This window comes from Chroococcidiopsis sp. [FACHB-1243] (assembly GCF_014696895.1).
In the GTDB taxonomy this organism is placed as follows: Bacteria; Cyanobacteriota; Cyanobacteriia; order Cyanobacteriales; family Chroococcidiopsidaceae; genus Chroococcidiopsis.
Map to the genome: position 1 here is coordinate 32941 of NZ_JACJQX010000011.1, position 20813 is coordinate 53753.

Genomic DNA, 20813 nt, shown 5'->3' on the forward strand with positions numbered 1-20813 from the left:
TAAAATAAGCTACCTCTATTTAGAGCAAGACAGTGAGAAAAAAGTGGCGATCGCATCCAATTTTTGTATCTTTGTGCGTTTGTTTGGGATTTGCTACCGAAGCATGGGCAGATCAATGCGCTTACGTTAGTAAAGAACAAGCTTTAGCGGCAGTTTCTAGATTGCAAGTCGGTCAAACTATATATCAGTTGTGCGAACCTTGTGGCGATCGCATTCCCAACCAAATCGCGATCCAAGATTTAGCAGCTGCAACGACAGGCAGTCGAGATTTCTGGGAGGTGAGAGTCAACGGCGCGAATGTTGACTTGGCATATATTTTTGTCGATAACGAAGCTGCCAATCAAAAAATCAACTTAGCTGTAGCGGTTGGCTGTCCGGCTAGAGATGTGAGTGTTGTCTTACCAGAAAAAAAACCCAGTCGTCCCGCGCCGCAAAGAAGTGATTGGTAAGAACGCTTTGTAGAGACGTTACATGTAACGTCTCTACAAAGCTTCTCTATTCCAACTTTTCAAACAAATCTGCTAACACGACGTTAGAAAATAAAAATCCTTGTGGATCGGTTAACCGTAACCGCCAATCGCCTACGAGGTTCTCGCCGTAAAACATGTTGCCAATAACTTTGTTCCAGCCTTTGGCATAAAAAGGTTGGGCGATTGCCCCTGTCATTGCTATCCAGCCCTGATGCTGATACGGTTGCAAGCAAGCCCAAATTTGTTGTATTTTGCCATCTCCAAATTGAGATAATGCAGATAAACTGACTCCCTCTTGCAACCTTAAGCCCAACATTAGAATATCGAGTAAAACTTCCTCCGGTGGAGTTTGAGGACAATCTAACACTCCTCCAGCAGCGATAAAATTTTCTACCCAGTCAGAGTATTCTTTAGTTTTACGAGGACGGGTAAATCTTTGATTATTGGTATAGCTGGCTGCACCCATACCAAAACCGTAGTAGGGACGATTTTCCCAATAAGTTCGGTTGTGACGACATTGATAGTTTGGCTGGGCGTAGTTGGAAATTTCGTAGTGTTCGTATCCAGCCTTTGTCAGAGTTTGCTGGGCAAGACAATACATTTGCACTGTCAGTTCGTCTGAAGGCAATGGGCTTGTCCCCGATTGATAGTAGCGTCCGAAAACTGTTCCAGGCTCAATGGTTAAGTCGTAAATTGAAATATGATTGGGTGCGATCGCCACCACTTTTTCTAGCGATTCTTGCCACTGTTCTAGAGTTTGGCGCGGTAATCCAGAAATCAGATCGAGACTGAAATTTTGCACTTTAGCCTGACGAAATAATTCTACAGCTTGCCAAATGTCATTCAGATCGTGCGATCGCCCGCAAGCTTGCAACAATTCTGGCTGAAATGCTTGTACGCCCAGACTGAAGCGATTTACCCCAGCCGATAAGTATGCTTGGAGTTGGGCGAGGGTAAACGTACCTGGATCGATCTCCATCGAAATTTCTGCTTGAGGAGAGACCCCAAATTGACGTTCGAGCCTTGCTAAAATTTGAGCTAGCTGACTGCTTGACAATAATGAAGGCGTTCCACCGCCAAAAAAAATTGTTTCTAAAGGTTTTCCTAAAGCTGGTGTAGCAGCAATCTCTTGAGACAAAATCTGCACGTATTGAGAAATCGTACCAGATGTCTCACCCCGCAAGCGATCCCCCACAACGGAAATTGGAAAATCGCAATAGTAGCAGCGCCGCCGACAGAATGGGATATGTATGTAGGCTGCACTGGGAATACCTAAATGCGCTAATTCTAAAGTTAAGTTTCGTGGAGTCAGATTTAATCTGGTAGTCACGGTAAAAAGTTGCGATCGCAAAACAACTGAAATGAATAAATTCTTTTGATTTTGATAGTGTCTTTTTGCTTTACTAGTTGGCTTCGCTAGTAAGAATCATACCAAAAATGGGTAGCTGCATATACTAAATCTCTATGGTTTTTAGGGCAAAAGAACTTGAATCGCAGCTAGAATCTTGTCTTTAGAGATATCTCAGAATTCGTATTTCTGTTACTCAGATTGACCGAAAATATCGGTAAGTTTACGCTTGAGACTGAAAGTGGGAATCGATAACTTGAGATTTGTCAATAATTGTTTACAAAAGAGAATAGAAAATAGGAGAGAAGGGAGAGATGAAGAATGAATTTAAAAATTATAGTTATAAATTTAAAGTTCGCTAATCTAAAAATAATTATGCCAAAAGGAAGAGAACCACAGATATTGGCACAGAAAAAAATAGACTTGAACTACATTTTCGCTCCATTCTGTCTCCTGTCTTCCTTGTCTCCTGTCTCCTGCTAAACAAACTATTTTTTAACAATCTTCTTGTTAAGAGTAGTATTAACCGTCGCGATCGGACAGCAGCTCATAACCTCAAGGTTATATCATAGAGCCAGTATCGATAAATTGCTGATTCTCGTACCAACCCAGACAGGGGAATCCCAAGCAATGGAGTTTAACCCCAATTCAATTGGACTGAACCAATGCTGGACGCAATCATAATTATTACATTCATCATAGCAGGAGCCGGGATCGGCTTCTACAGCGTAGAGCTGTTGCCAGAAACCGTGCAGCGGCAAGTTACCAATCTCGATGCGCTACGATTAGTCATCGCTGTCTTTGCGGCGATGATTGGCGGTGGAGTCGGACTGAGTTTTCAAACGACCTATCGCCGTCTCGAAACCAAAGTTCGAGAGATGCCAGTTGACGTTTTATTAACACGCGCGATTGGCATGGTGCTGGGGCTATTAATCGCCAACTTAATGCTAGCCCCCCTCTTTCTGCTACCGATTCCCCAAGATTTTAGCTTTATCAAGCCTCTAGTAGCGGTTTTGGGTAGCGTCCTTTTCGCTTTTACAGGGATTAACCTGGCTGACATCCACGGACGGACGTTCTTACGGTTGATCAATCCCAATTCAGTTGAGACGATGTTAGTCGCAGAGGGAACGCTAAAACCTGCGGCGACTAAGGTTTTGGATACGAGTTGTATTATCGACGGTCGAATCGAAACGCTGCTAGCTACCGGATTTCTAGAAGGGCAAATTCTCGTTCCGCAGTTCGTCATTCAAGAATTGCAACAACTAGCAGATGGGGCAAAAGACCTCAAACGATTGCGGGGTAGGAGGGGGTTAGAGATTCTCAACCGCATCCAAGCAAGTTATCCAGAACGCATTGCCATCCATTCGACTGACTACGAAGATGTGCCTACAGTAGATGCTAAGTTAGTACGGTTCGTGCAGGAGATCAACGGTACTCTTTTGACCAACGACTACAACTTGTCTCAGGTAGCGAGTTTACAGAAAATACCCGTGTTGAATCTCAACGATCTGGTACAATCCCTGCGTCCGAGTTATTTGCCAGGAGACAATATCGACTTGAAGATCCTCAAGGAAGGCAAAGAACCCAGTCAAGGCATAGGCTACCTAGAGGATGGGACGATGGTAGTCGTCGAGGATGGTAGTAGCTATATTGGTGGCGAATTGCGCGTTGTTGTCACGAGTGCTTTACAAACCTCAGCGGGAAGAATGATTTTCGCCAAACCACAAGCATCAGCTTATGCTTAATGGTTACAGGAAGTAAAACGGGAAATATGGGGCGCAAGCTTCGGATAAAATTCTGCGATCGGTGCGGGCAACCCGCACCGATTTTGTTTCGGGTACAATACGACGAGTCGGCAACTTGGATTTTCGTATGTGAGAGTTGTTGGGCTATCGTGAGTCAAGATAATCCTTTTTACCGCTACGGTGGCACTTGGAAAGCACGGAAAAGGAATTAAATGTGTAGAGACTTTACACGTAACGTCTCTACATGATTTCCTTCCCTAGAGGGTGTAAATGTAGGGCGATCGCCAGATAGTCTACGGTAGGGATGCGATTCAATACACCTCGGTTATCGATTCAAAGATCTTGAAGATCCCCCAACCACCTTAAAAAGGGGGCTTTAAGTTCCCCCCCTTAAAAAGGGAGGGCTTTGTTTCTCTCCTGAAAAGGGGGGCTTTATTCCCCCCTTGAAAAGGGGGGTTAGGGGGGATCGCACCTTAACCAAACAGTATTGAAACGATCCTGTATAAATTCAATTTTTGTGTAACTATGCCGCAGTTGGAAGCCGTCGTTGCGAATATCAACGATTTGCAAAATGGGGAAATGCGACAAGTCTCTGTGGGTGAGACTGATGTGCTACTAGTGCGTCTAGCAGATAAGTATTACGCGCTGGGGGCATATTGTACCCACTACCAAGCACCGCTAGCAGAAGGGGTGTTGTGTGAAAATCATGTTGTTTGTCCCTGGCACAATGCATACTTTGACTTAGCGACAGGCGAACAGCAAGAACCTCCAGGCTTGGATTCTCTACAAAAGTATGAGATCAAAATAGAAGGCGATCGCATTATTGTCAGTATTCCAGAAAATGCTACTGGACGCAGGCAGCCGAATATGGCTGAGTATAACCCTGAAGATAAACGCACGTTTGTCATTTTAGGTGCAGGGGCAGCAGGGGCGCACGCCGCCGAGACATTAAGAGTGGCGGGTTATCAGGGACGAATCGTGATGGTGACGCAGGACGACCGATTACCATACGATCGCACTTGGTTGAGTAAAGATTATTTGACGGGTAAAGTGACTCAAGATGAAATGCCACTGCGATCGCCTCAATTCTACCAAGATTGCCACATTGAAGTTTGGCTGAACAAACAGGTAGTGCAAGTTGATGTCAACAGTAAGTTAATTTCTTTTGCCGATGGCGATTCGCTGCAATACGATGCCTTACTGTTAGCCACAGGTGGTAAGCCACGCCAACTTAACGTTTCTGGTAGCGACTTGCAAAATATCTTTACCGTCCGCAGCTTTGCCGATACCGATCGCATTTTAGCGGTAGCAGGTAATGCAAAACGGGCTGTGGTTATCGGGTCTAGTTTTATTGGCATGGAAGCCGCTTCTGGATTAACTCAGCGTGGTTTAGAGGTGACGGTAGTATCCCCCTCTACGTTGCCTTTTGAGAAGATTCTAGGGGCGGAAATTGGCAAGCTATTTCAACAAGTTCATGAAGAAAATGGCGTGAAGTTCCATCTGGGAAGAAAAGCGACTCAGATTGAAGGTAATGGCAAAGTTGAAGCTGTGGTGTTAGATAATGGCGATCGCTTGGATGCCGATTTAGTCGTAGTCGGAATTGGCGTTCAACCTGCAACTGAATTTTTGCAAGGGTTGGAGTTACACCCGAAGGATGGAAGCGTCCAAGTCAACGAGTATTTGCAAGCTGCTGATAGCGTTTATGCTGCGGGGGACATTGCCAGATATCCAGATTGGCGGACGCAAGAATCCACACGGATCGAACATTGGCGGGTTGCGGCACAACACGGACGCATTGCTGCTTACAATATGGCGGGACAGCAGGTGAAGTATCGTGGCGTACCGATTTTTTGGACGATGCAATTTCAGTTTCCCTTGCGATATGTCGGACACGCGGAACAGTGGGATGAAATTATCTTTCAGGGTGACTTACAGCAACGGGAGTTTATGGCATTTTACGTCCAAGGCGATCGCGTTTTAGCTGCTGCGGCAAGTCAAAGGGATACGGAGGCTGCTGCAATTGTAGAATTAATGCGCTTGGATCGAATGCCTGCGCCAAATGAATTACGCCGTCCCGATTTAGATTTGGTGGGAATATTGCGATCGTAGGAAGCGTAAATGCAAGCAGATAATTTATTAAGTCGAGTTTCCCCTTGGCTATTTGTCCCGACACTATATTTTGCCGAGGGTGTTCCTTACGTCATCATTAACAATGTTTCTGTAATTTTTTACAAGCAATTAGGTGTAGATAATACCCAAATTGCTTTTTGGACAAGTTTTTTGTACTTGCCTTGGGTATTAAAGATGTTTTGGGGACCAATTGTAGATGGTTACGCCACTAAAAGAAAGTGGACGATCTACACTCAATTGGGTATGACTATCTGTTTATTAAGTTTGGCTTACTCGTTTCAAGTTTCCAACTTCTTTTTAGTTTCTCTATTAATTTTAGGAATTGGAGCATCCATTTCAGCCACACATGATATTGCTGCTGACGGTTTTTATATGTTAGCTCTCGAACGAGATGCACAAGCATTTTTTGTTGGTATTCGCTCGACATTTTACAGATTTGCCACTATTTTCGCATCTGGAATTGTTGTCTTTTTGGCAGGACAATTAGAGCTGGAATTGGAAGATATTGCTTTAAGTTGGACGATCGCGATCGCCCTATCGTCTGTTATCTTTGCTGCGATCGTAGTTTTTCACTGGTTTGTTTTGCCCACTCCCACTAGTGATGAGGAACAAAAAGCTTCAGTCAAGGCAATTTTTGGCTTTTACGATCGAACTGTTCGATCTTACTTTAATCAACCAAAAATTCTAGTAGTTCTTGCCTTTATTCTCTTTTACAGATTTGGAGAGGGAATGTTAGTGAAAATATCTGCTCCTTTTTTGTTGGATGAAACCACAGTTGGAGGGCTAGGGCTTTCTACTTCAGATGTCGGATTAGCTTACGGAACTATCGGAACTTTTGCCTTAGTGTTAGGTGGGGTAATTGGTGGCATATTAATTGCTGAATTCGAGCTTAAAAAAATAATTTGGTGGATGGCGATCGCTCTCAATTTACCTAACTTATTTTATGTTTATATGGCTTACACTCAGCCTGCGATTACATTAGTTTATGTATTAGTAGCTATAGAACAATTTGGTTATGGATTGGGAATGGCAGCTTATAGCGTTTATTTAATTTATATTGCGAAGGAAGAATACAAAACCTCTCATTTTGCTATTTCTACAGGCATTATGGCTTTGGGAATGATGATCCCTGGATTCATCAGCGGCTATCTTCAACAAGTTTTAGGCTATCCCATGTTTTTTATTTTGGTCTGCTTGCTAGCGGTTCCAGGGATATTCACCCTTTATTTTATTCCTCTAGATTTAGAAAATTGTGATAAATAATACTTAAAAAAATCAATCTAAAAATAAATTAGTAATCTGGGCTATGACTCTTGAGACGGATGTTGATAAAAATGTTCATACATTACTGTTTTTATAGTCATCGTCGTATAGAGTTACATGCTTACCTCACCTCAAGCCTTAAATCATATTTTCTTTTGTCCAGAAGAGTCTAATTTTTATTCACATTGTGTAGAAACTTTGGTTTTAAATAATTGTTCTAATTCAGAATCGATAATAGAATTTGGTTCTGGCGATGGTAGTCCTGTAATTCAGTCACTACTAAGAACAAATTTCAACGGAATCGTACATGGATTTGAGTTAAATAATTTAGCTTGTCAAGAGGCAAATTCAAAGGTTGAAGCATACGAACTCAGCGACAAGTATAAAGTCGATAATTGCTGTTTTTTCGATGCTACTAAACCACAGGCTAAATATCTGATTTCAAACCCACCTTATTTACCAGCACTGGATAACAAGCTTTTGCAGCCTTTATTACATGGCGGGTTAGAAGGAATTACAATTACTCAAAAGCTGTTGACGTTAAATTATGAAAATGTCTTGGTTATGATTTCTAGTTATTCTAATCCAGTCGGATTAATTAACTATGCGATCGCTCAAGGATACTCTGTTAGCAATTTCATGATTTCACCTCTAAAGTTTGGCTATTATAGCTCCGAGCAAAAAGTCAAAAACAGAATTCAAGAGCTACAAAAGGATAACAGAGCTTTTTGTTCGGGAAATATCTATCTTTTAGCGGGTGTTTTATTTACCAAGAAGCGTGGTTGCAAAGTCGATTTATCTACAGAATTTTCTCAGTTGATGACTTGTTTGTAATTGCAAGATATCTCAGAGATCCCCCCAACCCCCTTGAAAAGGGGGGCTTTTTTATCATCCCATTTGCTCTGCTTCCCGCACCGATCGCGTTACAGCTGCACCTGCGCGATCGCTCAAAAACTTTTGCTGGTCGTAGCCTAACACCATTTCCCATGCATCATGAGAATATTGAGATATGAGTGGTAAGGCAACATCATCTAACATCCAGCGACCGTGCAATTCATCTACCTTGATATGCAGATCCCAATAGCTCATAGCGTTTGCTGATAGTCCCAGCCGTTCGCCAGCAGCTCGATAGCTGCGAAATCCTGCTGGTACGGAAAGTTCTCCATAAAGCAATCCGCCAATGTAACGTAGGAAGTAGCGTTTGCGTTCGGTAAGCAAGAAACTATGATTGATAATTGCTAATATCTCCCAAGGCACGAGATCGAAATATGCCTCTGGTTGAGTTTGCATCCCCAGTGCCTCAAGCATTGTCGTAAAGTGAGAAGAGTGCTTGCGTGCCAACCGACCACCACCGTATTCTTCTACAAGCAATCTTGTCAATACAGAATGCACTTCATTTGCCACGCCTCCCAGAGTGCGGGATAGCTGACTTGCTTCTACCAATCCATCTAGAGAAGCGATCGCCAACAGACGACGGTAGCCTGCTTCGCCGACGCGATCGCGAAAGTACCGAGCATCGTCAGACAATGGTGGTTCGAGATCGACAGCAACGCGATCGAGCAGTGCTTGTCTGATATCTATGCCTTGAAACGCTGCGAGATCGAATTGTCTCAGTTCCCACTGCTGCCAAACTTCCTCAATCCGATCGCGGATCTGGCTCAAGTAAGGCGATCGCTCGTTAGTGTAGCGCCGCAAATCGTCGTACCAAAATAGTTTTAGCCGATTGATGTGATAAAGAACGCGCTGGAGAAACAGATGTGCCGCATCATCGCTAGAGCCTTGCGAATAAGCCGCCTCAATTGCCGTGGCGATCGCTTTTTCAAACTCAGTCGCGATTTGAGGCTGTGCAGCCAGCTTTCGATCTAGATCTTCCATTTCTAGCAGTTGAATAAACTGCTGTGCCTGTTCGTAGTATTGAGTGGCTGTTAGCGTTGGCGTAATCTTTGGCTCAGCGCTTGAGGTTACGATGTCGCTGTGCATTTATCTGCTTCATCCTTGAGATAACTACTAATAATTTTCAGTCATCGTTACTGCACGATACATCTACCATTGGTTATTTAATGAGTAGGGGCGCACATCTATGCGCCCGTACAAGAGTATTGAAATAAGCAATTATCCATTAGCTGAAGCAATAAACGTCCAAGCCGCCATATACGTTCCAGCATAATTGTTGGCATAATCTGCATTGCTATCTGCCACAAACCAGTCAGGAATTTGCTTCTGCTGCCGGACTTTTTCATCCAACCCGATTTGGAGAGAGATATTTTCGTAGACAATTTCTGCCTTTGCCGCATTCAACATATCTTCTACTAACTTTTGCAACCATTCGGCTCGAACAAACAGATTGTGCGATGGATGGTCGCCATAGGCAAAAGGCACAATAATAATCAAATATCCCTTTTCGCTTATTAACTGACTCAAACAAAATTGAATCAGGCTTCGATCGTCTTTTTTCTCTAAAGTTTCTTTATCAATATTGTGGAATAGTAGCCCAGCTAGTACTACTGCATCAAACTTCTTATTTTCTGAAGCAAGTTCTGGTAGTAATATTGATAAATCTTTGGCAATGAATTGCTTGTTAGGATATAGGCTTAAACATTGTTCGATCGCTGCTTCACTATGATCGACTCCAACATATTCACAACGCTCTGGTAAATATTTACTCAAAGCTGCGTTGCCACATCCCAAATCTAGTACGGAAAATGACTGTTGCTGAAAAGCCTCATTGAGGAACCAAACTGAAGGGGCATACCGCGTAGCATTTTCAGGAGCCTCAAAGTAAGAATAATAGTCATCTTGAAAACGTTCTTCTTCAGAGGTTTTCCGGTCGGGTGGTAACTCTTCCCTCAATAATGCCATTGATACGCCCTAAATTACTTTAAACATTAATCTAGCAATTTATCAGTACAAAAAACATGCTATCTATCCTCACTTGGATAGATTAAGTTATGTATTGAAAGTCACATAGACTTGAAACTCTTATATTCGATCGCTTTTATCTCTATCTCCTTTTACGTCATTTTTCAAGCAGATTTCGACTGAATAGCCTACGTGACTTTAAAGTCATACCGAATTTCAAAGTTACTTTAAATAGCAATAATCAACCACTGGACAGATTTCATTTTCCTGATTCAAGTAGCAAAATTAACAAGTAACAAAGTTTTACAAATCGTGATGAATTGGACTGACACGCCGAGGCGTGTTTTTCAGCATGGAAAAAAGAATTGGCGCGATCGCGAAGCATCATCCTATCAAAGTTGGTTGTTCGAGCGATTTCATCAGCCTTTAGTTACAACTCCGCCACTATCCCAGTGCGAAGTTTGCGTTATCGTTCCCGTGCGTAATGAAGCTGATAATTTAGCAGGTACGCTCTTATCTTTGTACAATCAGCTCGATTTAACTGGAAAGTTGCTCGATCGCAATCGTTATGAGATCGTGCTGCTAGCAAATAATTGCAGTGATGAATCAGCTGCGATCGCACGCAATTTTGCGACTACTCATCCCGATCTGGTTCTACACGTAGTTGAAAAAACATTCCCTGCGGCTGAGGCTTATATCGGTCGAGTGCGTCAAGTCCTGATGGATGAAGCTTATCGTCGTCTGAGTTCTATTGGTGGTGAAAGACGAGTCATTGCCTCTACAGATGGGGATTCGCGGGTTACGCCGACTTGGATCGCTGCTATCTTAGACGAAGTTGCCAGCGGTGCTGATGCTGTAGGAGGACGAATTATTACAGATCGTGAGGGTCGCACGGCTTTAGATCCTTATACAAGAGCTTGTCATTTGCGGGAAGTCGGTTATCGCTTTCTTACTGCCGAGTTAGAAACTTATATAGAACCCGATCCAATCGATATTTTACCCCGCCACTTTCAACACTACGGAGCGAGCCTTGCCGTCACAGTGGAGATGTACGCTCAAGCAGGAGGAATGCAACCAGTCCGCACTCCTGAAGATGTAGCGTTCTACCAAGCACTATTGCGAGTTAATGCTCGTTTTCGTCACAGTACCCGCGTACGCGTCTTCACGTCAGCTCGAACTACAGGACGCACAGATGTGGGATTGGCAAACCAACTGAGCAAATGGGTGGAAATGGGGCGATCGCAGCAACAATTTTTGGTAGAGTCGGCGGCTGAAGTAGAAGCTCGATTTGAGTGGCGACATCAGTTAAGAGTCCTGTGGTGGAGTTATCTCTATGACTATCAACCAACCAACAACGCGATCGCTCTGGTAGCAAATGCTTTGGGTGTGAATTGGTTGTGGTTAATGTCAGAGTTAGCTCAACCTCAAACCTTCGGCTTACTTTGGGAAAAGGTAGAACAGCGTCAGCAAGTAGAAGGAATCTGGAGACAGCGTTGGCAACTCGTCCCAATTCAGGAAGCAATCTCAGCTCTGCGCATTCGCTTAGAGAAATTGCGTCACCAGCCAAGTAAGCCAAAAGTTAAAAGTCAAAAGGCAAAAGTCAAAAAAGTAAGTTTTAGCACGGATACCGCTTTTAGCTACTACCATAAAATCAGTTAAATCTGAGACAATCTATGATTTAAGATTTTGGCTTGGGAAAACTTTTCTACTTAGATAGAAAGCTAATTTAGCTGAATCCTTTTTGTTGAAATACTCATCTTTTAACTTTTAGCTTTTGACTTTTGAATTACTTGTATCCTTCTACGTAGACGCTAACAACATCATTTTGCCAAGCTGCATCAACTCCTGACGCAGCCACAATTGCCTGTCCTACTGGATCTTTTGTTTCTACATCTCCACAACAAGAAGATGCTTGTCTGACTGTTACCTTGACATTTTTAAATCCAGCAATTTCAACAATTTTTTGGTATTCATCTACTAATAAAGCACCAGCTACACAACCAACATAAGCAGCAATATCTTGTCGCACTGACTCAGAAAGTTGCTGTTTGAGTGCTGTATCGGAAATGGCAATTCTGCCATTTGGTTTTAAAACTCGATAAATTTCTTGGAAGACTTTTGGTTTATCGGGAGATAGGTTGATAACACAATTACTAATAACTACGTCTACAGTCTTGTCTGCTACGGGTAAGTTTTCAATTTCTCCCAATCTAAATTCTACATTTTGTACATTCGATTTTTGAGCGTTTTCTGTTGCTTTGGCGATCATCTCTGGTGTCATATCTACACCGATCGCTTTGCCTATAGCACCAACTTTCGTCACAGCAATAAAACAATCAAAACCCGCACCCGAACCTAAATCGAGAACAACTTCACCTGGCTTTAGTTGCGCTAAATCGGTAGGATTACCACAACTCAATCCTAAATTTGCCTCGGCTGGAATTATATTGAGTTCCGCTTCTGCATAACCTAAAGCAACAGCAAATTCTGTTGTGTCAGTGGTAGGAGTACCACAGCCACAACCTGTCTGTTGTTGTGCAATTTTACCGTAAGCCGTTCTCACGTTTTGTTTTACTGCGTTGCTGTCCATAGTTTTTATCTCATCCATTGCTAGAAACTTAAAGTGATATTTTCCAAACAACATTGATTCATATCAATATTGACCTATATCAATATGCTGGCATACGACATTGATGGATGTCAATATAGAAATATGAAATTATCTAAACTACCTACTAATTGCTGTCCACCTCTACTTTCAGGTTTCATCAAAACTGAAGCGGCGGCTCAACTCGCGGCTATGTTTCGCGTTCTTGGGGAACCTGCACGATTGCAAATTCTGAGTATAATTGCTTCTCATCCTAACGGTGAAGCCTGTGTTTGCGAGTTAACTGAACCCTTGGGGTTATCGCAACCCACTGTCAGCCACCATCTCAAAGTGTTATATGAAACTGGCTTGTTGCAGAAAGAAAGGCGCGGCAACTGGATTTACTATAGCCTCGTTCCCGAACAGCTTGAAGCACTGAGAAATGCTTTGTTTATTCCTCAGCTCAAGATAAATTAAGTTCAAAATCTGACTACTAAATATTAGCTTTTTCCGTACTGAAAGACTGAATAAGTTGCTCTACTCTTTCCTTAATTTGCGATCGCACCTGCCGAAAAGTTTCTATTGATTGCCCTTGAGGATCTTCCAATTGCCAATCCTGAAACACTTCTCTTAATACCCAAGACTCAGGTAGATTAACTCCACAACCACATAGAGAAATGACAACATCGTAATCTTCTGGATTGAAATTGTGTAAAGGCTTAGATGTCTGGCTACTAATATCTATGCCAACTTCTGACATAACTTGAATTGCTAGTGGATCGATTTGATTCGTCTCTAACCCAGCACTCATTACTTGAATTTTTCCCGCACTCAGTTGTCGCGCAAAACCCTCTGCCATCTGGGAACGACGGGAATTTGTTTTACAGACAAACATGACTCTTTTCATAAGTCAAAAGTTAAAAGTTAAAAGTCAAAAGAAATAAGTCAATTCGGAGAGACTCGCTCGGATTTATTTCATTTAAATGCACTGACACAACGCGGATCGCGCAGAGAAGCTTTTTCTGGTTCGCGAGGAAACCAAGCTGCTGTACGCTTACAAATTTCTACTAGCATCAGCATGACTGGTACTTCGATTAAGACTCCCACTACAGTAGCCAAAGCAGCGCCAGAATTTAAACCGAATAACATCACCGCCGTAGCGATCGCCACTTCAAAATGATTGCTGGCTCCAATTAATGCCGCAGGTGCAGCATCTTCATAAGCAAGTTTGAGTTTTAATGCTGCTACGTAGGAAATTAGAAAAATAAAATTCGTTTGGATAAACAGCGGTACGGCAATTAAGAGAATATGCAGGGGATTACTGACAATTAGCTCACCTTTGAAAGCGAATAGAAGCACGAGAGTGATTAAAAGTGCAGCGATCGCAACGGGACTGAGATATTTTAAAAACCGCCGTTCAAACCACTCTCTACCCTTATGTTTCAGTATCCAGTAACGACTATACATTCCCGCCGCTAAAGGCAAGCCAACATAAATTAGCACCGATAATACAATGGTTTCCCAAGGTACGCTGAGATCGTTTGCTGCTAACAACCATCTTCCCAACGGCGCATATAAAAACAGCATGGCTAGAGAATTTACTGCTACCATCACCAGCGTATGTCCTTGGTTGCCGTAGGAGAGATAACCCCACATCAACACCATTGCCGTACAAGGGGCTATACCTAGTAAAATTGCCCCAGCAATATAGGAATTCGCCAACACAATTTCGCTACCTCGAATAATTTCCGTGCCAGCTAGCAAAGGACGAAATAACCATCCCAAAAAAAATTGAGCGAATACAACCATAGTGAACGGCTTAATTAACCAATTCACAACTAAAGTGAGAATGACAGGTTTGGGAGCGCGAATTGCGTTTGTTGCCTGAGTGAAGTCGATCTTCACCATAATTGGATACATCATGAAAAAGAGGCAAATAGCGATCGGAATCGACACCTGATAGATACTCATGGCATCGAGAGCCACTGCTATACCTGGAAACAGCCTACCCAATAAAATTCCGGCAATAATACACAGAAACACCCAGATAGTCAGATATTTTTCAAAAAAACTCAGACGGTTGACAATTGACTTTGATGCAGAACTGTTAATACTCATTATTGCTTTAACAAAATCACTGCTTCTTGGGTAAAAACCGAAATTCCTGTAAGGGCGGGTTTATTGAGATCTTGGTATTGGAAGTAAAGTTTGTTGGTGAACCCGCCCCTACGGTGTGCGATCGTACCCATTACCCATTACCCATTACCAACTACCAATAATTATTCATCTCCAGCTTTCCAGGCGATCGCTTTTTGGGGTTGCGGATCGGGTAATTTCAAAGAAATTGCAGCCGCCATCAGTACGAATGCCATCGACACCCACAGACAGCCTACTAAGCCAAACAACTGAAATATCAAACCAGATAAAACTGTACCCGCTAAGCGCCCACCAGAGTTAGCCATATAGTAGAAGCCAACATTTAATGCCACCTTGTCATCATCGGTGTAGGCAAGGACGAGATAGGAATGAATTGCTGAATTGAAGGCAAAAATAACCCCAAAAATTGCTAGTCCTACCACAATTGTTAAAGCTGGGGAAATTCTGAGTTGAAGGGAAAGGGCGATCGCGGCGGGAATTGCACTCAGCACAAATGTCCAAATTTGAATTGTCCTCCCTTGGGGAGCCGCTCCCGAACCCAACCAGCGCAGCAGATTGGGCGCTAAAAACTGCACTGTCCCGTAGCCAATCACCCAGCAAGCCATGAATCCCCCGACCTGCTCGAACGTCCAGCCAAGCGTGCTGTAGAGAAACACGGGGAGGGCAACTACAAACCAAACATCTCTCGCACCGAAGAGAAAGAAACGAGCCGCAGAGAGAATATTAATTTCCCTACTTTTAGAAAAGAGTTGGGTAAATTTAACTTTCGCCTTAATCTTACCCATCCCTTGCGGCAGTAGTACCCCTGTACCTAGAACGAGGCAAAGCCCACCTGCCATTATCAGTAGGGCATTGACAAAGCCAAATTGAGCCAGCAAAACGCTACCAATAAAAAAGCCAACTCCTTTCAAGGCATTTTTGGAGCCAGTTAGTATTGCTACCCATTTGAACAGTGACGACTGCGCTGACTGGGGTACGACCAAGCGAATCGCACTCTTAGAACTCATCTTAGTCAAGTCTTTGGCAATCCCAGAAAAGGCTTGCGCCACCATAACGTAGGTGACTTGAAGCCACACAGCCCATTCTGGATTGAGCAGCGCCAGCATAGCTAAAGCAAAAACTTGTAACCCGATTCCACCGTAGAGAGTTAGCTTCAGACCAAATTGAGAACCGATCCAGCCTCCGAACAAATTGGTGACAACGCCAAAAATTTCGTAAAACAGAAACAACATGGCGATTTGCAAAGGAGTGTAGCCCAGCAGATGAAAGTGCAGTAGCACCAACATCCGCAACGCTCCATCGGTAATTGTGAAGCCCCAGTAGGCAGCAGTAACGAGGGCATAGTTACGCAAATTGGCTTTATTTCCAGCAGTGGAAGTCATGGTTGTTGGGTGGGGCGAGACAGAAATTAAGCATTTATGTCAGAGATCTCGATCCCCCCTGCCCCCCTTGACAAGGGGGGAGTACGTAGCCCCCTTTTTAAGGGGGTTGGGGGATCTAAAGTTTGCAAGAAGGAGATTAGTAACAACGGGCAATCTTGCGGGCAAGTTCAACCATGCGATTTGCATAGCCCCATTCGTTGTCATACCAGGCTAAAACTTTGACTTGTGTTTCATCGATGACCATTGTTGATAGTGCATCTACAACAGCCGATTGCGGATCGTCTTTGTAGTCTACAGAAACTAAGGGACGTTCTTCGTAACCGAGAATGCCTTTGAGTTCTCCTTCTGCCGCAGTTTTGAGCAAACCGTTAATTTCTTCTACTGTGGTAGGACGCACGACTTCAAACACGCAATCGGTGAGGGAGGCATTTAATAACGGCACTCGCACTGCCAAACCGTTGAGCTTACCTTGCAGTTCGGGATAAATTAACCCGATTGCTGTAGCGGAACCCGTTGTCGTTGGAATTAAAGATAAACTCGTAGCCCGCGCCCGTCGCAAGTCTTTATGCGGCGCGTCTACGATTGTCTGCGTGTTGGTGTGGTCGTGGACTGTGGTAATGACTCCATGTCGAATTCCCAATCCTTCATGGATAACTTTTACAACTGGAGCCAGACAGTTTGTGGTACAGGAAGCCGCTGTGAGTAAGTGGTGCTTGTCATGTTCGTAGAGGCGATCGTTGACTCCCATGACGATATTCAACGCCTCTTCCTTAACGGGTGCAGCCACGATGACTTTTTGCACTCCCCGCTTAAAATAGGGTTCGAGTAAAGTTGGAGTGCGGAATTTACCAGAACACTCCAATACGAGATCGACTCCCAACTCATCCCACGGGACTTCTCCTGGTGTGGGGGACTCGCTGAAACTCAAATACTTGCCGTCAATGGAAATGCGATCGCCCTCCGCTGCTACTTCTGGTGTCCAACGACCGTGAACCGAATCAAATTTAAGTAAATGGGCAGCAGCAACTGCACCACCTTTAATTTCGTTGATATGTACGAAGTCTAGTTCCGACCATCCCCAGGCAGCCCTTAATGCCAAGCGCCCAATTCTTCCAAAACCGTTGATGCCAACTCGAATTCCCATTACTTTACCTGGTTGTACTTAAAATTTTGCTTGTCTGCGTAATAACTGCCCAATTGTCAGACCAATTTGGGATTTGCCTTCAAAGACAGTTCCCACTTTGCCTCGATTGAAGTAGATATAAGTCAGGCGATAGCCTTCCGCTGGTAAGGGAATGTAACCTACTGAACTCACGAGAGTTGGCGCACGCTGAATATAAAAATCGACAAATCTTCGCACGGCAGGTTTGAGCTGAACCGATCTGGCATTGACGTAGATAAATAATGGTCGAGACAGAGGCTCGTACTGTGCTTTTTCTACTGTCTGTCGCGATGGCAAAACCGCACCTCTACCGCTATCTACTGCCAGAGCCTTCAGCTTGTCCTGGTTTGCCTCGTAATAAGCAAAGCCAAAATACCCCAACGCATTCAGGTCTTTGCTAACTCCCTCTACTAACTCATCATCATCTTCGCTTGCCGTGTAGTCCTGGCGGCTAGCCCTGGCTTTACCGACTACTGCTTCAGTAAAATAATCAAACGTACCAGAATCTTTTCCAGCACCGTATAACTTTAAGGGGCGATCGCTCCACGCAGACCTGATTTGCTGCCAATTCGTAATTTTTCCCTCTGCCACTGGCTCCCACATCTTTTTCAGTTCGGCTACAGTAATATCTTTAGCCCAGGTATTTTGAGGATTAACGGCGATTGTCAGCGCGTCGTAGGCAACGGGTAGTTCGATATATCTAATTTTGTTGTTGTTGCAAGCTTCCATCTCGTCAGTGCGGATCGGTCTGGAAGCATCGCTAATGTCTGTTTCTCCGGCACAAAACTTTTTAAACCCAGCACTCGTACCAGAAAAATTTACGAGCAACTGTGCGTTCTTGCCTGACGCTGTGGTTTTAAACTCCTCGGCTATTGCTTTGGTGATGGGGTAAACCGTGCTAGAACCATCCGTCTTAACTGTAGCTGCGGGTTCTGAAGTATTCGCTTGAGCGAACCTTAACGGTTGCTTGGTTGGACTAACTGCGTTTGGCATTGCCATAGCAGTTGCGATCGCAACACCAAATCCCGCCAGGAAAATAGAAATACTGGCTATCGTTTTCATATGCCTCACCCCTACACTTGAAATCAATTTACGATAGGGAAGTCTACCTTTCTATCATTTCAAAAAAAATTGATTTGTCAAGAGGGGAATGTTTGGCTCAGGATGAGGGCATGTCCTCGCAGGGACGGGCAGGGAGCAATTGACTGAAGCGGCGATATTCTGATAAATATTGTTCTAACGCAACGAACTGAGATAAATTCAAGCTGTAGTAAATCCAGCGTCCTTCCTGACGCGATCGCACTAAATTAGCTTCCTTTAAGGTTTTGAGGTGAAAAGATAGCTTAGATTGAGCAATTCCCAGTTCCTCCGACAATTCGCACACGCAAAGCTCTGAGGAACGTAAAAGTTCTAGTATCCGAATGCGTAACGGCTCAGACAAGGCATGAAAACCAGATGCGATCGCGTCGGAGGTGACTGAGAAAGAAACTTGCATCAAATTTTATTGAAATTATACGTCTGACTATATGCTATTCTCTTTCGCGCAACACAGCTAGCATTTGTTGCTTGACGGCTCTTGCCCACAAGTCAAAGTTAAAATCTTCTCCATTGGCGATCGCTGGGTTTGCTGCACGATCGCGGTCTTTCTGGTTGTACTTGGCTTCGACTTTTGTTTCTTTCATGATGGCAAACAAAATGATAGCTTAATGAGTAATTTTACTCATGCATAACTTACTGTAAAAAATCTTTACTAAAATGTAATTTATGCATTAGCATTGGTAAAAACTAAACTATCAATGCCTGTGGTGAAAAACTTCTCTCCCTTGGATGAGATCGCTGCTGGTAGTATTAAATACAAAGTTACTGAGATCGACTGCTAACTCTCAAATTTCACTTTTAAGAAATTGCCTTTGTTCAATCAATGTAAAAAAAAGTTATAAAAACAAATTAAAAGGATAACCGATCGCGTTAGCAAAGCTTAACGAAGTTATCGTAATTGTTAATATTTTCTCCCAATACGTAGAACATTCAAATAATCAAAAATAAAAATAAATTATTTTGCTAAATATGAACTTATTTTGTCATCAATCCATACAGCTTTGAGCCTCATGGTTACAATTGTTGTTGCCATAAATTTAATTTTATCTGTGCTGCTTTGCTATGTAGCTCAACGAATTTGGCAAATTCGTTGCAAATTAGCACGGACGGCTGATACACTAATTGCGATCGAGCGTTGCACTCGTACCATACTGCGCGACGCACCAGAAATAATTTATTGCGGACAAGACAGTATTTATCGTTTGAGGCAGAGTGGCGAACCACTACAAATACAACTACAACAACTCAGACAATTGATGTCACTCTCGGCGATCGGATGGCAAACTTGGGCTAGAGTTCGGAATTCAAAATATCCCTTTGGAGCAGCAAGCTACAAAATTCGGAAGTCATGAACACCTACTTATAGTTATCTAATTTCATAGTCGTCCCACTAATATTTGAAATGGCTTTAGTTTGATGCGAACACTATTCATTGCATCTCCGGTTCTAGCAAATTCAATCTTTTCTCCCTGGATTGGATCGATGAGTTGGATCTTTTGCCGTGCCTGAGTAGTAGATGTATTAATATTAAGCGTTAAGTTTGCAGCTTCGCGATCGCTACTAAACGAGATGGCAACCAGCGTCAACTGACCGTTGCTACGCCGCAAACCAGTAAATACCCAAGGATTATCTGTAGCGAACTGCAAACATCGAGAGATGAAACTGCTTTCCAAGGCGATTTTGAAACCACATTCTCTGCAAATAAGGGGGGTCTCAAAACCACAATATTTGCAAATCAAACCACATTCACTGCAAATCAAACCACATTCACTGCAAATCAAACCACATTCACTGCAAATAAGCTGTAACCCAATTCCAGTCAGGGTTACAGTATTTATAGCCGCAAAAGTGTCCAAAAAATACGAACTTTTTAACCAGACATATATGTACGCTTTTTATGGTTTAATTTGAACTAATACCGTCCGATTAAACCCCTAAAGCTGTTAAACCCAACAGCCCATGTGGCTATGGTGATTTATGCTTATTTGAGAGTCTCCAGCGACAAGCAAGACTTGCACAATCAACGACATGGCATTTTAGAATATGCCAACATACATGCTTTGAGTCCGATCCAGTTCATAGAGGATACCGTTTCTGGGCGGGAAAAATGGGAGTCGCGGGGTGTGGGACTACTACTGACTCAAACAGCGCAAGCCCAAGATGTAGTGATCTTCTCAGAAGTCAGTCGGATGGCACGCTCCACCCTACAAGTATTAGAAATGCTAGAGTGCTGCGTGCGTCGGGGAATCAACGTCCATATCGCCAAACAGGGAATGGTATTGGATGACTCAATGCAAAGCCGAATTACAGCAACGGTTTTAGGCTTGGCAGCAGAAATCGAGCGGGAATTGATTGTCCTGAGAACCACTGAAGCACTAGCCAAGCGTAAAGCTGAGGGGAAAGCGTTAGGGCGACCCAAAGGACGGCAATCTGCACATTTGAAACTAGACACAAGGGAAGCAGAAATTCGCAGCTATTTAGCCAAAGGGATCAGCAAACGCTCAATTGCCAAACTCGTCGATTGCTCTCCTTCCACCCTCTATGATTGGTTGTCACGCAAACATCTCCATCCACGCCACGAGAAACTGGTGGGGAGGTGAAGCGGATGCCAA

At 43.4% G+C, this 20813-nt stretch carries 23 protein-coding genes; 10 read left to right on the forward strand and 13 right to left on the reverse strand.

The window, feature by feature from the left end; genetic code table 11:
* Positions 1 to 32 precede the first annotated feature (32 nt).
* Entirely contained in the window at positions 33 to 449 is a 417-nt protein-coding gene (locus tag H6G17_RS10125; RefSeq protein WP_192156725.1) for a hypothetical protein, read from the forward strand.
* 46 nt (positions 450 to 495) lie between these two features.
* Here H6G17_RS10125 and hemW read toward each other — a convergent pair whose 3' ends face one another.
* A complete protein-coding gene (gene hemW, locus H6G17_RS10130) occupies positions 496 to 1800 on the reverse strand; it encodes a radical SAM family heme chaperone HemW (protein WP_347276422.1) in 1305 nt (434 codons plus the stop codon).
* A gap of 683 nt (positions 1801 to 2483) precedes the next feature.
* Between hemW and H6G17_RS10135 the strand changes: the two genes are divergently transcribed.
* The 5 genes from H6G17_RS10135 (at position 2484) to H6G17_RS10155 (ending at position 7790) form a co-directional block, all read left to right on the forward strand.
* Complete coding sequence (locus H6G17_RS10135) at positions 2484 to 3563, forward strand: PIN/TRAM domain-containing protein (RefSeq protein WP_192156726.1); 1080 nt, start codon at positions 2484 to 2486, stop codon at positions 3561 to 3563.
* Positions 3563 to 3775 carry a hypothetical protein gene (locus tag H6G17_RS10140; RefSeq protein WP_199316627.1) on the forward strand — a complete coding sequence of 71 codons (213 nt, stop codon included), beginning with the start codon at positions 3563 to 3565 and terminating at the stop codon, positions 3773 to 3775. Before H6G17_RS10135 ends, H6G17_RS10140 begins: the two co-directional genes overlap by 1 nt.
* Positions 3776 to 4088: 313 nt before the next feature.
* A complete protein-coding gene (locus H6G17_RS10145; RefSeq protein ID WP_192156727.1) occupies positions 4089 to 5672 on the forward strand; it encodes an FAD-dependent oxidoreductase in 1584 nt (527 codons plus the stop codon).
* A 9-nt stretch (positions 5673 to 5681) separates the two neighbouring features.
* Positions 5682 to 6956, forward strand: coding sequence for an MFS transporter (locus H6G17_RS10150; RefSeq protein WP_192156728.1), 1275 nt, complete (start codon positions 5682 to 5684; stop codon positions 6954 to 6956).
* 117 nt (positions 6957 to 7073) lie between these two features.
* Positions 7074 to 7790 carry an SAM-dependent methyltransferase gene (locus H6G17_RS10155; protein ID WP_192156729.1) on the forward strand — a complete coding sequence of 239 codons (717 nt, stop codon included), beginning with the start codon at positions 7074 to 7076 and terminating at the stop codon, positions 7788 to 7790.
* A gap of 54 nt (positions 7791 to 7844) precedes the next feature.
* On the opposite strand, the gene H6G17_RS10160 is transcribed toward H6G17_RS10155, so the two are convergent.
* Positions 7845 to 8936, reverse strand: coding sequence for an iron-containing redox enzyme family protein (locus H6G17_RS10160; protein ID WP_192156730.1), 1092 nt, complete (start codon positions 8934 to 8936; stop codon positions 7845 to 7847).
* 132 nt (positions 8937 to 9068) lie between these two features.
* A complete protein-coding gene (locus H6G17_RS10165) occupies positions 9069 to 9815 on the reverse strand; it encodes a class I SAM-dependent methyltransferase (RefSeq protein WP_192156732.1) in 747 nt (248 codons plus the stop codon).
* Positions 9816 to 10130: 315 nt separating this feature from the next.
* Here H6G17_RS10165 and H6G17_RS10170 point away from each other — a divergent pair, with 315 nt between their 5' ends.
* Positions 10131 to 11474, forward strand: a complete 1344-nt coding sequence (locus H6G17_RS10170) for a glycosyltransferase family A protein (protein WP_192156734.1) — start codon at positions 10131 to 10133, stop codon at positions 11472 to 11474.
* Between the two features lie 127 nt (positions 11475 to 11601).
* Here the strand turns inward: H6G17_RS10170 and arsM are convergent, their stop codons facing one another.
* Positions 11602 to 12405, reverse strand: coding sequence for an arsenite methyltransferase (gene arsM, locus H6G17_RS10175; RefSeq protein WP_242038326.1), 804 nt, complete (start codon positions 12403 to 12405; stop codon positions 11602 to 11604).
* Between the two features lie 123 nt (positions 12406 to 12528).
* Here arsM and H6G17_RS10180 point away from each other — a divergent pair, with 123 nt between their 5' ends.
* Positions 12529 to 12879 (forward strand): metalloregulator ArsR/SmtB family transcription factor, encoded by a 351-nt coding sequence (locus tag H6G17_RS10180; RefSeq protein ID WP_192156739.1) that lies wholly within the window; start codon positions 12529 to 12531, stop codon positions 12877 to 12879.
* A gap of 16 nt (positions 12880 to 12895) precedes the next feature.
* On the opposite strand, the gene arsC is transcribed toward H6G17_RS10180, so the two are convergent.
* From arsC to H6G17_RS10215, 8 genes are all read right to left on the reverse strand, one after another.
* Positions 12896 to 13309 carry an arsenate reductase, glutathione/glutaredoxin type gene (gene arsC, locus H6G17_RS10185; RefSeq protein ID WP_192156741.1) on the reverse strand — a complete coding sequence of 138 codons (414 nt, stop codon included), beginning with the start codon at positions 13307 to 13309 and terminating at the stop codon, positions 12896 to 12898.
* Between the two features lie 68 nt (positions 13310 to 13377).
* A complete protein-coding gene (gene arsB / locus H6G17_RS10190) occupies positions 13378 to 14520 on the reverse strand; it encodes an ACR3 family arsenite efflux transporter (protein ID WP_192156742.1) in 1143 nt (380 codons plus the stop codon).
* Positions 14520 to 14651, reverse strand: coding sequence for a hypothetical protein (locus H6G17_RS34005; RefSeq protein ID WP_277875968.1), 132 nt, complete (start codon positions 14649 to 14651; stop codon positions 14520 to 14522). Before H6G17_RS34005 ends, arsB begins: the two co-directional genes overlap by 1 nt.
* Before the next feature lie 30 nt (positions 14652 to 14681).
* Positions 14682 to 15941, reverse strand: coding sequence for an organoarsenical effux MFS transporter ArsJ (arsJ, locus tag H6G17_RS10195; RefSeq protein ID WP_192156743.1), 1260 nt, complete (start codon positions 15939 to 15941; stop codon positions 14682 to 14684).
* Between the two features lie 136 nt (positions 15942 to 16077).
* The gene (locus tag H6G17_RS10200) at positions 16078 to 17085 is read right to left on the reverse strand and encodes an ArsJ-associated glyceraldehyde-3-phosphate dehydrogenase (RefSeq protein ID WP_192156744.1); all 1008 of its coding nucleotides are present in this window, start codon (positions 17083 to 17085) and stop codon (positions 16078 to 16080) included.
* 18 nt (positions 17086 to 17103) lie between these two features.
* The gene (locus H6G17_RS10205) at positions 17104 to 18165 is read right to left on the reverse strand and encodes a PstS family phosphate ABC transporter substrate-binding protein (protein ID WP_192156745.1); all 1062 of its coding nucleotides are present in this window, start codon (positions 18163 to 18165) and stop codon (positions 17104 to 17106) included.
* A 97-nt stretch (positions 18166 to 18262) separates the two neighbouring features.
* Positions 18263 to 18598 carry a metalloregulator ArsR/SmtB family transcription factor gene (locus H6G17_RS10210; protein WP_192156747.1) on the reverse strand — a complete coding sequence of 112 codons (336 nt, stop codon included), beginning with the start codon at positions 18596 to 18598 and terminating at the stop codon, positions 18263 to 18265.
* 34 nt (positions 18599 to 18632) lie between these two features.
* Complete coding sequence (locus H6G17_RS10215; protein ID WP_192156750.1) at positions 18633 to 18785, reverse strand: hypothetical protein; 153 nt, start codon at positions 18783 to 18785, stop codon at positions 18633 to 18635.
* A 426-nt stretch (positions 18786 to 19211) separates the two neighbouring features.
* On the opposite strand from H6G17_RS10215, the gene H6G17_RS10220 reads away from it, so the two are divergent.
* Entirely contained in the window at positions 19212 to 19553 is a 342-nt protein-coding gene (locus tag H6G17_RS10220) for a hypothetical protein (RefSeq protein ID WP_192156751.1), read from the forward strand.
* Positions 19554 to 19577: 24 nt separating this feature from the next.
* Here the strand turns inward: H6G17_RS10220 and H6G17_RS10225 are convergent, their stop codons facing one another.
* Positions 19578 to 19847, reverse strand: coding sequence for a hypothetical protein (locus tag H6G17_RS10225; protein ID WP_192156752.1), 270 nt, complete (start codon positions 19845 to 19847; stop codon positions 19578 to 19580).
* A gap of 321 nt (positions 19848 to 20168) precedes the next feature.
* Here H6G17_RS10225 and H6G17_RS10230 point away from each other — a divergent pair, with 321 nt between their 5' ends.
* Positions 20169 to 20801, forward strand: a complete 633-nt coding sequence (locus tag H6G17_RS10230) for a recombinase family protein (RefSeq protein WP_106170745.1) — start codon at positions 20169 to 20171, stop codon at positions 20799 to 20801.
* The last annotated feature ends 12 nt before the right edge of the window (positions 20802 to 20813 follow it).